This window comes from Streptomyces sporangiiformans (assembly GCF_005768555.2).
In the GTDB taxonomy this organism is placed as follows: domain Bacteria; phylum Actinomycetota; class Actinomycetes; order Streptomycetales; family Streptomycetaceae; genus Streptomyces; species Streptomyces sporangiiformans.
Genome location: NZ_VCHX02000134.1, coordinates 1 through 12731 on the forward strand (window position 1 = coordinate 1; position 12731 = coordinate 12731).

14 protein-coding genes are annotated in these 12731 nt (G+C 70.4%); 3 read left to right on the forward strand and 11 right to left on the reverse strand.

Features of this window, described 5'->3' with window-relative positions; translation table 11 throughout:
- Positions 1–209 precede the first annotated feature (209 nt).
- Genes pcaDC through FGD71_RS19735 form a run of 7 tightly spaced genes read right to left on the reverse strand, consistent with a single transcriptional unit; the run spans position 210 to position 6683 of the window.
- The gene (gene pcaDC / locus FGD71_RS19705) at positions 210–1349 is read right to left on the reverse strand and encodes a bifunctional 3-oxoadipate enol-lactonase/4-carboxymuconolactone decarboxylase PcaDC (RefSeq protein WP_119101783.1); all 1140 of its coding nucleotides are present in this window, start codon (positions 1347–1349) and stop codon (positions 210–212) included.
- Positions 1346–2695, reverse strand: a complete 1350-nt coding sequence (pcaB, locus tag FGD71_RS19710) for a 3-carboxy-cis,cis-muconate cycloisomerase (RefSeq protein WP_119101784.1) — start codon at positions 2693–2695, stop codon at positions 1346–1348. Before pcaB ends, pcaDC begins: the two co-directional genes overlap by 4 nt.
- Positions 2692–3264 carry a protocatechuate 3,4-dioxygenase subunit alpha gene (gene pcaG, locus FGD71_RS19715; protein ID WP_119101785.1) on the reverse strand — a complete coding sequence of 191 codons (573 nt, stop codon included), beginning with the start codon at positions 3262–3264 and terminating at the stop codon, positions 2692–2694. The genes pcaB and pcaG overlap by 4 nt, the downstream gene beginning before the upstream one ends.
- Before the next feature lie 2 nt (positions 3265–3266).
- Positions 3267–4037, reverse strand: a complete 771-nt coding sequence (gene pcaH / locus FGD71_RS19720; RefSeq protein ID WP_119101786.1) for a protocatechuate 3,4-dioxygenase subunit beta — start codon at positions 4035–4037, stop codon at positions 3267–3269.
- 47 nt (positions 4038–4084) lie between these two features.
- Entirely contained in the window at positions 4085–5287 is a 1203-nt protein-coding gene (locus FGD71_RS19725) for a thiolase family protein (protein ID WP_119101787.1), read from the reverse strand.
- Positions 5284–5928 carry a CoA transferase subunit B gene (locus tag FGD71_RS19730; protein ID WP_119101788.1) on the reverse strand — a complete coding sequence of 215 codons (645 nt, stop codon included), beginning with the start codon at positions 5926–5928 and terminating at the stop codon, positions 5284–5286. The genes FGD71_RS19725 and FGD71_RS19730 overlap by 4 nt, the downstream gene beginning before the upstream one ends.
- Entirely contained in the window at positions 5928–6683 is a 756-nt protein-coding gene (locus FGD71_RS19735; protein ID WP_119101789.1) for a CoA transferase subunit A, read from the reverse strand. The genes FGD71_RS19730 and FGD71_RS19735 overlap by 1 nt, the downstream gene beginning before the upstream one ends.
- 240 nt (positions 6684–6923) lie before the next feature.
- On the opposite strand from FGD71_RS19735, the gene FGD71_RS19740 reads away from it, so the two are divergent.
- Positions 6924–7388, forward strand: coding sequence for a MarR family winged helix-turn-helix transcriptional regulator (locus tag FGD71_RS19740; protein ID WP_119101790.1), 465 nt, complete (start codon positions 6924–6926; stop codon positions 7386–7388).
- 119 nt (positions 7389–7507) lie between these two features.
- On the opposite strand, the gene FGD71_RS19745 is transcribed toward FGD71_RS19740, so the two are convergent.
- A complete protein-coding gene (locus FGD71_RS19745) occupies positions 7508–8494 on the reverse strand; it encodes a DUF3048 domain-containing protein (RefSeq protein WP_119101796.1) in 987 nt (328 codons plus the stop codon).
- Between the two features lie 122 nt (positions 8495–8616).
- Entirely contained in the window at positions 8617–9687 is a 1071-nt protein-coding gene (locus FGD71_RS19750; protein ID WP_119101791.1) for an ATP-dependent DNA ligase, read from the reverse strand.
- 142 nt (positions 9688–9829) lie between these two features.
- On the opposite strand from FGD71_RS19750, the gene FGD71_RS19755 reads away from it, so the two are divergent.
- Both FGD71_RS19755 and FGD71_RS19760 read left to right on the forward strand, forming a co-directional pair.
- A complete protein-coding gene (locus FGD71_RS19755) occupies positions 9830–10255 on the forward strand; it encodes a VOC family protein (protein WP_119101792.1) in 426 nt (141 codons plus the stop codon).
- Between the two features lie 48 nt (positions 10256–10303).
- The gene (locus FGD71_RS19760) at positions 10304–10750 is read left to right on the forward strand and encodes a DUF6233 domain-containing protein (protein WP_119101793.1); all 447 of its coding nucleotides are present in this window, start codon (positions 10304–10306) and stop codon (positions 10748–10750) included.
- A gap of 45 nt (positions 10751–10795) precedes the next feature.
- Here the strand turns inward: FGD71_RS19760 and FGD71_RS19765 are convergent, their stop codons facing one another.
- Positions 10796–11776 (reverse strand): Rieske 2Fe-2S domain-containing protein, encoded by a 981-nt coding sequence (locus FGD71_RS19765; protein WP_119101794.1) that lies wholly within the window; start codon positions 11774–11776, stop codon positions 10796–10798.
- A 315-nt stretch (positions 11777–12091) separates the two neighbouring features.
- Positions 12092–12391, reverse strand: coding sequence for a hypothetical protein (locus FGD71_RS19770; RefSeq protein WP_162931174.1), 300 nt, complete (start codon positions 12389–12391; stop codon positions 12092–12094).
- Positions 12392–12731 lie beyond the last annotated feature (340 nt).

The following is a 12731-nucleotide window of genomic DNA, read 5'->3' on the forward strand; positions in this document are numbered from 1 at the left end:
CGCCCCTACCCGTCCCATCCCTGGGGCTCCGCCCCAGACCCCGCTCCTCAAACGCCGGAGGGGCTGATTTTCATCCCGTCCGGCGTTTGAGGACGAGGCCGTTCAGGCCGATAGCGGGGGTCTGGGTGCGCAGCCCCCAGGAACGGGATGGGACGGGTAGGGGCGGCGGGGGCGAGAAACGTCGGTCCATGAGTCGAGGCTGTGCCACGTCACCCCGTGGCCTCGTCCTCCTCGGAGAGGACCCGCTGGGCCACCGCGAACGCCGAATTGGCCGCAGGGACACCGCAGTACACGGCGCTCTGCAGCAACACCGCCCCGATCTCCTCCGGAGTGAGCCCGTTGCGGCGGGCGGCCCGGACATGCATCGCCAGCTCGTCGTAGTGGCCGTGAGCGACCAGAGCGGTCAGCGTGATCAGACTGCGCTCGCGGCGCGACAGCGTCGGATCCGTCCAGATCTCGCCCCACGCGTAACGCGAGATGAAGTCCTGGAACCGAGCCGTGAACGGAGACTGCCGGGCCTGAGCCCGGTCCACATGAGCGTCGCCGAGCACCTCGCGACGTACGTCCATCCCGCGCCGCGCACCGCCGCCGAAGTGCGCGCGCAGAGCGGTGAGTACGGCCTCCGGCTGTTCGGCGGGCGCCAGGTGCGAGGCACGCGGGATCTCGGTGAGCGCGGCGCCGGGCACGGCGTCGGCGATCTCACGCAGATGCGCGGGCGGCGTCGCCGGGTCCTCACGACCGGCGACGAGCAGGGCAGGCGCGGCGATCCGCGGCAACCGCTCGCGGATGTCGAAGGCCCCGAGCGCGTCGCAGCAGGCGGCGTACGCGTCCGGGTCCGCCGTACGGTGGTCCTCGACGAGTTCCGGCACGGTGAAACCGGGTGTGAACCAACGGGAGTTCGCGCTCTCCGCGAGACCGGCCAGCCCCTCGGCGCGGACCAGCGCCGCCCGCTCCTGCCACGGCTTGGAGCCGTTGAAATGGGCCGAGGAGCAGATCACGGCGAGGCTCTCGACACGCTCCGGGTGGTGCGCCGCGAGGTGCAGCCCCACCGCGCCGCCGAGCGAGACACCGGCGTAGGAGAAGCGGTCGATGCCGAGCGAGTCGGCGAGGGAGAGGACCAGGCCGGCCAGCTCGTCGACGGTCGCGCCGGGTCCGATCAGGTCGGCGGGGGAGCCGCCGTGGCCGGGAAGGTCCCAGCGCACCACCCGGTGGGTGATGGACAGTTCGGGTGCGACCTTGTCCCACAAGGCCATCGACGTGCCGAGGGACGGGCCGAGGAACAGCGGGGGAGCGGTGGGGGATCCCTCGGCGCGATGGTGCAGCTGCTTACCGGTCGGCTGGGTGGTCAACGTCGCTCCAGGGCACGGTCGGTGAGGGCTCCGGCGGAGCCGGTGTACTGGGTCGGGTCGGTGAGGGCCACGAGGTCGAGCTCCTTCAGCCGTGGCTCCTCGGCGAGGAGTTGGAGGATGTCCACGAGCGGACGGCCCTCGGCGCCTGCCCGTTCGGCGGCCCGGGTGAGCAGTTCCTTCGCCCGGGCGCGGCCGAGCACCGGGGCGAGCTCGGCGGACAGCCGCTCGGAGACGATCAGGCCGTGGGTGAGGTCCAGGTGGGCGCGCATCGCCTCCGCGTGCACCTGGAGACCCTCCGCCACTTCGGCCGCGTCACGCGCCGCGCCGCCGACCAGGCGGAGCAGATCGCGCAGGGGTTCCCACTCGGCGTGCCAGGCGCCCGCGGGGCGCTCGTCCTCGGCGGCCAGCGAACCGTACAGCGTCGCGGCGAGCTGTGGCGCGTGGCGGGCCGCCGCGGCGATCAGCGTGGCGCGCACGGGGTTCGCCTTGTGCGGCACGGCCGAGGACCCGCCGCCGGTGCCCTCGCTCAGCTCGCGGATCTCCGTACGGGCGAGAGTGAGGACATCCGTCGCCGTCTTGCCGAGGGCGCCCGCCGTGAACGCGAGAGCACCCGCGAGATCGGCGACCGGGGTACGGAGGGTGTGCCAGGGCAACGCCGGTGCGGCCAGGCCGACTTCGCGGGCGTAAGCCTCGACGAGCGCACCTGTGTCCGAAGTCCCGTACGCGGTGAAGGCCGCCAAGGTGCCCGCCGCGCCGCCGAGTTGGGCCGGAAGGCCATCACGTACGGACTGGAGGCGGTCCCGGGCGTCCAGCACCAGGGACCGCCACCCCGCGGCCTTGAGACCGAAGGTCGTCGGCACCGCGTGCTGGGTCAGTGTCCGCCCCGGCATGGCCGTGTCCCGGTGCTCCCGGGCGAGCCTTTCCAGCGCGCGCTCCGTGCGGGCCAGGTCCGCCAGGACGAGATCCAGCGTCCGCGCGGCCACCAGCATCGTGGCCGTGTCCATGATGTCCTGACTCGTCGCGCCCCGGTGGACGTACGGAGCGTGCTCCTCGGCGACCGCCGCGGTCAGGTCCGCGACCAGCGGGATCACCGGATTGCCGCCGCCCCGCGCGCGCAGGGCGAGGGCATGGACGTCGAAGCGGGAAGCGTCCGCCGCCGCGTCCACCGCCGAGGCGGCCCGCGCCGGGACGAGACCGAGCGATGCCTGCGCGCGGGTGAGTGCCGCCTCCGCGTCGAGCAGCGCCCGGAGGTAGGCGCGGTCGCCCGTCGCGGACTCGGCGGGGGAGCCCGCTCGCCCGGGGGCGAGCAGGCCGGCGTCGGAATCGACAGGACCGACAGCTGTCACTGGAACTCCAGGAAGACCGTTTCGCCTTCGCCCTGAAGGCGGATGTCGAAACGGTACGTGCGCCGCTCGCCGGGTTGTGCGACCAGCGTGGCCCGGCGCTCCGGCGGCAGCGAGTCGAGCAGCGGGTCGGCTCCCTGCGGCCCGTCCGCCAGATACGCCCGCGTGTACAGGTGGTGCAGCAGGCCGCGCGCGAACACGCACACGCTGATGTACGGCGGACCGGCGTTGCCCGGCGGCAGCGTGTGCAGCGCGTAGTGACCGTCGGCGTCCGTGGCGACCCGGCCGAAGCCGGTGAAGTCGGTGCCGTTGCGACCGAGGTAGCCGCCGGTCACCGGATCGCGGCGCATCGAACCGGGGGCGCCCTTCAGGGAGCCGTCCGGGGCCGCCTGCCAGAACTCCAGCAGGGCGTCCGGGATCGGATCGCCCTCGCCGTCCAGCACGTGACCGTGCAGCGTGATCTGGTCGGGGTGGCCCTTGGGGGCGACCTGCCCGCCCTCGGGGAAGGGCAGCGCGTACCCGTAGAACGGGCCGACGGTGTGCGACGGGGTGGGGAGCAACTGCTCGGGCATGCTCAGCGGCCTTCCTCTATCCAAGTGGCGGAGGGACCGTCGAGAACGATGTCCCACTCGTAGCCCAGCGAGAACTCGGGCTGCGAAAGGTCGTGGTTGTACTGCGCGACGAGGCGGCCCCGGGCCGACTCGTCGGTCACCGAGCGAAGGATCGGGTCGTACGGGAACAGCGGGTCGTTCGGGAAGTACATCTGCGTCACGAGCCGCTGCGTGAACGCAGAGCCGAACAGCGAGAAGTGGATGTGCGCGGGGCGCCACGCGTTGGTGTGATTGCGCCACGGGTACGCGCCCGGCTTGATCGTACGGAAGAAGTACCGGCCCTGATCATCCGTCAGAGTGCGTCCCACACCGGTGAAGTTGGGGTCGAGCGGCGCCGGGTGCTGGTCGCGCAGATGCGCGTACCGGCCCGACGCGTTGGCCTGCCAGAGCTCGATGAGCTGGCCGCGCACGGGGCGGCCGTCGCGGTCGAGCAGCCGTCCGGAGACGGTGATGCGCTCGCCGAGCGGCTCGCCCTGGTGCTGGACGGTGAGGTCGTTGTCGATCTCGGTGATGTCGGTCGGACCGAACACCGGACCGGACAGCTCGACCGTCTCCGGATCGCCCCCGTTCACCGCGACCAGCGGCTGCTTGGGGTGGCGCAGTACGGAGCTGCGGTACGGGGCGTAGTCGCGCGGCGGGTGGTGCTGGACCGGGGCGCCGCCGGCGACGGCTTTGTCGTACGCGTTCTGGAGGTCGTTGACCTCGGTGTCGATGTCCGACTGGGTGAGCGTCATGAGGATTCCGATTCCCTACGGGCCTTGAGAGGTCTCAGCGAGAGGTCTCAGCGTTCGAGGACGAGGGCCAGGCCCTGGCCGACGCCGATGCAGAGCGTGGCGACTCCGACGCCGGATCCGCGGCGGGCGAGCTGATGGGCGACGGTGCCGGCGAGCCGGGCGCCGGAGGCGCCCAGCGGGTGACCGAGGGCGATCGCGCCACCCTGCGGGTTGAGGAGTGCCGGGTCGAACTCGGGCCACTCGGCCACGCAGCCGAGCACCTGCGCGGCGAACGCCTCGTTCAGTTCGAGGGTCGACAGATCGTCAAATCCCTTGCCCGCCTTGGAGAGCGCGCGACGAACGGCCTCGACGGGCGCGAGCCCGAAGTAGTGCGGGTCGATCGCGGAGACACCGGAGGCGGAGACCCGCGCGAGCGGCTCGCGGCCGGTGGCCCTCAGCCCGTCCTCGTCGACGAGCAGCAGTGCGGCCGCCCCGTCGTTCAGCGGGGAGGCGTTGCCCGCCGTCACCGTGCCGTTCTCCTTACGGAAGGACGGCTTGAGCTTCGCCATCGCGTCGAGGGAGGCGGAGGCGCGTACGCATTCGTCGGCGCCGAAGACGACCGGGTCGCCCTTGCGCTGGGGGAGGGAGACGGGCGCGATCTCGGCGTCGAAGAGGCCGTCGGCCTGGGCGCGGGCCGCCTTCTGGTGGGAGGCGAGCGCGAACTCGTCCTGCTGCTCCCGGCTGATCTTGTGCTTCTCGGCGATCAGCTCCGCGCTCTCGCCGAGCGGGACGGTCCACTGCGGGTCCATCTTCGGGTTGACCATGCGCCAGCCGAGTGTCGTCGAGTACAGCTCGGTGTGCCCGGCCGGGAAGGGCTTGTCGCTCTTCGGCAGGACGTAGGGGGCACGGGTCATCGACTCGACGCCACCGGCCAGGGCGATGGAGGCGTCGCCGAGCGCGATGGCCCGCGCGGCCTGGATGACGGCTTCGAGCCCGGAGGCGCACAGCCGGTTGACGGTCACGCCGGGTACGGATGTGGGCAGGCCGGCGAGGAGGGCAGCCATGCGGCCGACGTTGCGGTTCTCCTCGCCCGCGCCGTTCGCGTTGCCGAAGTACACGTCCTCGATCCGTGCCGGATCCAGGTCCGGTGTACGGGCGAGGAGTTCGCGGATGGCGTGCGCGCCGAGGTCGTCCGGTCGTACGCCTGCCAGCGAGCCGTTGTACTTGCCGATCGGGGTCCGTACGGCATCGACGATGTAGACGTCCCTCATACGATCTCCTCCGGAGTTCGAACCTTGGCAGCGGTCTTCGCGACGATCTCCTCGGTCTCGACACCCGGCGCGGTCTCCACCAGCACCAGGCCCTCGTCCGTCACGTCCAGCACCCCCAGATCCGTGATGATCCGGTTGACGCACGCCTTGCCGGTGAGCGGCAGCGCGCAGTCCTGAAGGATCTTCGGCGAGCCGTCCTTCGCGGTGTGGGTCATCACGACGATCACCTTGCGGGCTCCGTGCACCAAGTCCATGGCACCGCCGATCCCGGTGATCATCTTGCCGGGGATGGCCCAGTTGGCGAGATCCCCGCCGGCGGACACCTGCATGGCGCCGAGTACGGCGACATCGATATGGCCGCCGCGGATCATCCCGAAGGAGAGGGAGGAGTCGAAGTACGAGGCGCCGGGCAGGACCGTGACGGTCTCCTTGCCGGCGTTGATGAGGTCCGGGTCGACCTGGTCCTCGGTCGGGTACGGGCCGGTGCCGAGGATGCCGTTCTCGGACTCCAGGATCACCTCGACGCCGGGCGGGAGGTAGTTGGGGATCAGCGTCGGCAGTCCGATGCCGAGGTTCACGTACTGGCCGTCCTCCAGCTCGCGCGCGGCGCGGGCGGCCATCTCTTCACGCGTCCAGGCCATCAGGAACTCACCGTCCGCTGCTCGATCTTCTTGTCTGCCGCCTGCTCGGGGGTCAGGGCGATCAACCGCTGGACGAAGATCCCCGGCAGATGCACCGCGTCCGGGTCGATCTCGCCGGGCTCCACGAGTTCCTCGACCTCGGCTATCGTCACCCGGCCGGCCATCGCGGCGAGCGGGTTGAAGTTGCGGGACGACTTGTTGAAGACCAGGTTCCCGTGCCGGTCGCCCTTCGCGGCCCGGACGAGGGCGAAGTCGGTACGGATGCCGTGCTCCAGCACGTACTCCGTGCCGTCGAACTCCCGCACCTCCTTCGGCGGCGAGGCGAGCGCGACGCCGCCCTCACCGTCGTACCGCCAGGGCAGTCCGCCGTCGGCGACCTGGGTGCCGACGCCGGCCGGGGTGTAGAAGGCGGGGATGCCGGCGCCGCCGGCCCGCAGCCGCTCGGCCAGCGTGCCCTGCGGGATCATCTCGACCTCCAGCTCGCCGGCCAGGTACTGCCGGGCGAACTCCTTGTTCCCCCCGATGTACGACCCGGTGACGCGGGCGATGCGGCCCGCCGCGAGGAGTATCGCGAGCCCCGACTCCATGGCCCCGCAGTTGTTGGAGACCACGCTCAGAGCGGAGACCTCACGCTCGTACAGAGCCTCGATCAGAACGTTCGGCACACCGCTCAGTCCGAAACCGCCGACCGCGAGTGACGCGCCGTCCGGCACATCGGCCACCGCCTCGGCGGCTGTGGCGACCACCTTGTCCATCAGTGAAGCCCCATCTCTTCCGAGCTACCAGCGCGCCCGAATTACTCAGGGCACTGATTATTTCTTTGAGGTTTCACTCACGCTGTCATTCGACGGTGCGGCCGTCAAGACCTTGGGGAAAGCCCCAGGTGAATGTCACATCGCTCGGCAGACAGTTCATCGGGCGAGACGGTATCGTTCAGTGCACCGACGAATCCAGCCCGTATATGCAGCGCGCATACGGGGAGCTGAGGAGCACACATGGCCGCGGTGGACCTCTCCACTCATCCGGGGCACCTGGCCCGGCGGCTGCAGCAGGCGCACTATCTGCTGTGGAACGCGATGGTCTCCGAGGAGATCACCTCGCCGCAGTTCGCGGTCCTGAACGCGCTCGTCGCCGAGCCGGGCCTGGACCAGCGCACCGTGGGTGAGCGCGTGGGTCTGGACCGGTCCACCATCGCCGAGGTCATCAGCCGGCTCAGCCGCCGCGGCCTCCTCGACAAGGTCCGCGATCCGCAGGACGGTCGCAGGTTCCTGCTGCGCCTCACCGACGAGGGGGCACGCACGCACCGGAAGCTGACCGTCCGGACGGCCCGTATGAACCAGGTCTTCCTGGCTCCCCTCAGCGCCGAGGAGCGCGCCGTGTTCTTCAGCCTGCTCCAACGCGTCTCGGATGCCGCGGAGGGATTGCGAAACCCGGGCGAACCGCTCGTCACGCAGGGCTGAAGGGCAGGGTGCCGGTTTCCGTGCGGCGCGGTTCTCCGTGCGGCGCGGTTCTCCGTACGGCGCCGGTCTCCGTACGGCGCGGGAGGTCATACGGCGCGGGAGGTCGTACGGCGCCGGGGTCACGCCTTCGCGAAGACGACCCAGACCTGTCCGCGCGCGAACTTCATGGATTCGCCGTTCGTCGTCGTGAACTTCGTTCCGTCGGTGGCCGAGGCACGCTTCCAGTCGACGTCGAAGGCGCGGCCGTCGCGCAGGACCTGGGCCTTGCCGGAGCCCACGGTCTCCGTGTACGGCGTGTTGCTGCCCAGGAAGTCCTCGAACTGGGACTCGCGGATCTTCACGTACTGCACGACCACCGTCGAGGCGGCCACCCGCTTCCCGTCGGTCGTCACGCTGGGCCTGCCGTCCATCGACACCAGCCAGCGGTCCCTGCTCTCGGACCAGTTGAAGGTGAAGCTGGCCGCGGGGAAGCGCACGGTGCGTGTGGTCTCGGCCTTGCCGCCCTCGGGCAGCGCCCCGTATTCGAAGCCCGTCGTCAGCGCGTCCGCTCCCGGGGCGGACTTCAGCAGCCGCTCGGGGCGCAGATACAGGTTGTGCGGCGCGGGCCTGTCCGCGCTCCGGAAGAACGCCTCCGGTTCCTCGTTCGGCGACGCCACGCGCAGCGGTGCCTTGTCGATCAGCGGCAGCAACTTGCTGTGCGCCCCCGAGAAGGCGAGCGTCGGCTCGTCATACTGACGCAGCAGCTCCAGGTCCGACTCGCGTGCGCTGCGCACCGGTCCGACGACCGGCGGCAGCTTGGTCGCGTACATCGCCATCAGCCTGCTCAGGCCGGCCTCCACCTGCTCGGCGTAGACGATGTCCGCAGAGTCGAGGCCTGTGTGCGGCCGGGCCCGGGTCACGTTGTCGATCTTCACGGCGAGTGGCGAACCGGTGGGGGGTTTGCTGGTCTCCGTGCTGCGCTCGGGGTCCGGCGCGCGCCCGTCGTCGGCCGGTCCGCCGTTGCCCTGCGTGCAGCCTGCCGCCATGGAACCGGCCAGCAGGGTGGCCAGCAGTGCCGTCGCCACGGCCGCGCGTCTGGTCCGCACCGGCCGCCCGGACCGTCTCATGCCTACGGTGTCCACGATGCCCCGTTTTCATGGGTTTGCGTTTATTCGTTCAATCGTGTCATACCCCATGGATCGAGTCCGAAGGCGCCGCTTGGGCCGAACAGGTAACCGAGTCGGCGGTCTCAGCCGTCCGGGCCCAGGATCTCCGCCAGGTTGTAGCGGACGGGCTCCTCCAGCTGGGCGTAGGTGCAGCTCTCGGGCGTGCGGTCGGGGCGCCAGCGGCGGAACCGCGCCGTGTGCCGGAAGCGCTGCCCGTTCTCCATGTGGTCGTACGCCACCTCGCACACCCGTTCCGGCCGAAGCGGCACCCAGGAGAGGTCCTTCTTACCCGACCAGCGGCTGGGCGCACCGGGCAGCCGGGCCGCCTCATGGGCCGACTCCTCCGCCCAGGCCGCCCACGGATGGCCCTCGGCGGACGCCATGCGCAGCGGCTCCAGCTCCGCCACCAGCTCCGCGCGCCGCTGCATGGAGAACGCCGCGGACACCCCCACGTGCTGCAGCGTGCCCTGGGCATCGTGCAGACCGAGCAGCAGCGAACCGACGACGGGCCCGCTCTTGTGGAGGCGGTACCCCGCGACGACCACGTCCGCGGTGCGCTCGTGCTTGACCTTGAACATCAGCCGCTCGTCCTGCCGGTAGCGCAGGGTGAGCGGCTTTGCGATCACCCCGTCCAGGCCCGCGCCCTCGTACTGCTGGAACCACTGCTGTGCTACTTCGATGTCCAGCGTCGCCGGTGCCACATGCAGGGGAGCCGTGACCCCGGCCAGGGTCTCCACGAGCAGCGCGCGCCGTTCGCTCAGCGGGACGTCCAGTAGCGACTGGTCGGCGAGTGCGAGCAGATCGAAGACCACGAACGAGGCCGGGGTCCGCTCGGCCAGCAGCTTCACGCGGGACGCGGCCGGGTGAATGCGCTCCGTCAGCGCGTCGAAGTCCAGCCGACGGTCCCGCGCGATCACGATCTCGCCGTCCACCACGCACCGCTGCGGCAGCCTTGCCCGCAGGGCATCGACCAGCTCGGGAAAGTACCGGGCCAGCGACTTTCCCGTACGGCTGCCGATCTCGACCTCGTCGCCGTCGCGGAAGACGATCGCCCGGAACCCGTCCCACTTCGCCTCGTACTGCATGCCCGGCGGAATCCGCGCCACGGACTTGGCGAGCATCGGCTTCACGGGTGGCATCACCGGCAGATCCATGCTTCGACTCTACCCACGGTCCAGGCGGCCCGCGCATGTCCAGGCGGTCCATAATGCGCAGGTCAGAGGCCATTCCGTATCCCACACCGCGGCACGCGCCCGTTGCCCGTCCGTTCGGCCACGCTCACGGCACAGTGGAGGTATGAACGCAGACGACAGGAACATTCTGGCCCGGGGACGCGTGGCGACCAGGCTTCCGGCCCAGGACCTGGACCGGGCGCGGCGTTTCTACGCCGAGCAACTAGGTCTGGAACCCGTCGACGAACGGCCCGGTGGACTGCTGTACCGGTGCGGAGGCACGGAGTTCGCCCTGTTCAAGTCGACGGGAGCCTCGACCGGCACCTTTACTCAGATGGGGTGGCAGGTCGACGACCTGGAGACCGTCGTGTCGGAACTCAAGCGGCGCGGCGTGAGGTTCGAGGAGGTCGACGTGCCCGGGTTGCGGACGAAGGACGGGATCGCCGAGATCGACGGGAACTACCCGAGCAAGGGCGCACGCGGGGAGCGCGCCGCCTGGTTCCGCGACAGCGAGGGAAACCTGCTGGGCCTCGGCGAGCCGGTCGTCTGAGCGGAGCACACATCGACGGGGCCAAGGGCCCGTGCTTGAATCGAACGCATGAACGAGTTGCCACCGGATCGTGCGCGTCTGCGCATCATCCTGGAGCACCTCGACAAGCAGGTCCTCGACAACGAGACCATCGGCATCTACCTGCGACTTCAACGCGACGCCGTACGCCAGGCGCTCGCCCGCGCCGAGGGAGAGCCGCAGCGGCAGCAGCAGTCCCGGCCGGCCCGCCCGCGGCAGCGGCGGCACCCTGGGGCCCTCCCCGCCTTCGCGAGCAGCCGCCCCGGGGAGGCGTCGACGAGCTTCACGGTGGAGCGGCAGCCCAGGGCGCTGGGCCCCGAGCCCGCGCGCATCCACACCGGCGACTGCCCGCACGGCGCCGTGAAGCATCCCATCAGCGCCCAGGACGCACGGGCGGCGCTGCTCGACCCGATGGTGGAGGCGTGCCAGTTCTGCTGCCCGGACACGGAGCTGGGCATCGACCTCGACGGGCCGTGAGAGAAGGTCCGGGGCAGGGGAGTGGCCGGTCAGGGGAGTGGTAGGTCAGGGGAGTGGCGTCGAGAAGTCGGAGCGCGAGGGGAGGTCGGGCAACCCCTCTGCCGGTACATCGGACGGATAGAACTGGGCGTACCAGCGGCGTAGTGCCTTGATGCCCTTTTCGTGCGGAAGCAGGACAGGGCGCGGTTGGTGGATCTTGTGATCCCAGATCCGGACTTCTTCGCGCACCTCGCCCAGGGCTTCGGCGCGGAAGACGAGCTTGAGGACGGGCACGAGGAAAGGGAGCCGGGACGGCTTGCGGATGTAGTACAGCATCCGCAACTCGCTCGTACGGTCGTCGATGGGGGTGGAGAGGGCGACGGCGGTCACCGAAAGGACGGGGCCGTGGGTGCGGACCACCATGACGCCCGGTCCGTACATGAACGCGTCGAAGGTGTTGTCGATGTCCCAGCCCAGAACGCGCCGGCTGATCCGGCCGCGGACCTCGGCGAAAGGGCCGTCCGGCTGGAGGTCCTGGACAGGCGGTTCGCTCTGGCCGTGGATGAAGTGGAAATGCGACTCGTCCACGATGTTCTCGCGCATCTCCTGGACATGGATGCGCGCCCGGCAGGTGTCGTCGATCGGTTGGGCGAACCCCTGGGATGTCGCCTCAGGGATGTCCGGTACCTCCCACGACGGCTCTCCCGGCCCGGCGTAGACGAAGATGAGCCCGCTGTGCTCACGGACCGGATAGCCCCCGATGGACACCTTGGGGGTCCGGACGGCGAACGGGGCCTTCACGCACCGGCCGTCCGCATCGAATCGCCACCCGTGGAAGGGGCACTCCACGGTGCCGTCCACGACCTTCCCGCCGGCGCCCAGGTGCGCGCCGTAATGAGGGCAGTGCGCGTCGCGTACGGCCGGCTGCCCGTCCGCGCCGCGGAAGGCGATGAGGGCACGTCCGAAGTAGTGGAGGCTGACGACCTTGCCCGGCGGCAGCTCGGCGCCGCGGAGCACGGCGTACCACCCGTACGGAACGGACGGCATCGGATACTCGTCGGCTCGTGGATCGCGAGGAAGGGGCGGGAGATTGTCATGACTACGCCGAAAACGCATGGAGCTCATGCTAACCGGGGCCGTGGTTCGGCGCCGTCGGGATGCGGTCCAACTCCCGTACGTCCTCTGGCGGTTGGCGGTTGGCGGTTGGCGGTTGGCGGTGGGCCGGGCGGGCGAGCGGCCGACGGACCACGTGGCGAAGACGAAAAGCCTCCTCCTTCGCCACGAAGGAGGAGGCTGCCGCCCATGCGGGCACATTCCTGAAGGAGCACGCGGCCGGCCAGTCCCAGCGGCCTGTCCGGCGGATCAGCAGGTGACGACCTTGCCGTACGAACCCCGGCCCCAGTTCCACTCCCACTGCTCACCGGGCTGGTACGTGAGACAGGGGGAGTCGGAACCCCAGTCGATGACGACCTTCAGGTGCATCGTCTCACGGCAGGTGTTGGTGACCTTCACGTACTTCCTGTGCTTGATGACGTCCCGCTTCACGCAGGCCGGAGCCGTGCCCATCGCGTCGGCGGCTGTCGCCGTGGGGGCCACGGCGAGTCCGCTGCCCAGGACCGCGGTGGCGAGGATGCCGATGGCGGCGCTCTTGTGGAACTTCATGATCCGGATTTCCTCTCTGGCGTGCTCGGTGTGCGAGCCGGGCGGAGTGATGTGGATCACGCCGCCGGATGTGCTGCACCGACTGTGCCGGGGCGCGGGCACCGGCCGCCACAATGACCCGCTGTTTGGGGCCATCTGGGATGTCCCAGTTCCTGACCTGCGGGGATGCGGGCAGCGGTGACGCGATCGTGGGACGATCCGCGACGGGCGATCCGCGACGGGCGATCCGCGATGGGCGATCCGCGATGGCGATCCGCGAAGGGTGATCCGCGACGGGCGACACGCCGAGAGGCGTCGAGGAGGCGGGCCCCGGCCCCGGCCCTCACGTCGCGGCCGGTGC

Bases quoted from the DNA above. Each gene is read 5' to 3' on its own strand.
- FGD71_RS19735 (WP_119101789.1), bottom strand. From the start codon at position 6,683: ATGGACAAGGTGGTCGCCACAGCCGCCGAGGCGGTGGCCGATGTGCCG.
- FGD71_RS19730 (WP_119101788.1), bottom strand. From the start codon at position 5,928: ATGGCCTGGACGCGTGAAGAGATGGCCGCCCGCGCCGCGCGCGAGCTG.
- FGD71_RS19750 (WP_119101791.1), bottom strand. From the start codon at position 9,687: ATGGATCTGCCGGTGATGCCACCCGTGAAGCCGATGCTCGCCAAGTCC.
- FGD71_RS19725 (WP_119101787.1), bottom strand. From the start codon at position 5,287: ATGAGGGACGTCTACATCGTCGATGCCGTACGGACCCCGATCGGCAAG.
- FGD71_RS19765 (WP_119101794.1), bottom strand. From the start codon at position 11,776: ATGCCGTCCGTTCCGTACGGGTGGTACGCCGTGCTCCGCGGCGCCGAG.
- FGD71_RS19745 (WP_119101796.1), bottom strand. From the start codon at position 8,494: ATGAGACGGTCCGGGCGGCCGGTGCGGACCAGACGCGCGGCCGTGGCG.
- FGD71_RS19755 (WP_119101792.1), top strand. From the start codon at position 9,830: ATGAACGCAGACGACAGGAACATTCTGGCCCGGGGACGCGTGGCGACC.
- pcaH (WP_119101786.1), bottom strand. From the start codon at position 4,037: ATGACGCTCACCCAGTCGGACATCGACACCGAGGTCAACGACCTCCAG.
- FGD71_RS19760 (WP_119101793.1), top strand. From the start codon at position 10,304: ATGAACGAGTTGCCACCGGATCGTGCGCGTCTGCGCATCATCCTGGAG.
- FGD71_RS19740 (WP_119101790.1), top strand. From the start codon at position 6,924: ATGGCCGCGGTGGACCTCTCCACTCATCCGGGGCACCTGGCCCGGCGG.
- pcaG (WP_119101785.1), bottom strand. From the start codon at position 3,264: ATGCCCGAGCAGTTGCTCCCCACCCCGTCGCACACCGTCGGCCCGTTC.
- FGD71_RS19770 (WP_162931174.1), bottom strand. From the start codon at position 12,391: ATGAAGTTCCACAAGAGCGCCGCCATCGGCATCCTCGCCACCGCGGTC.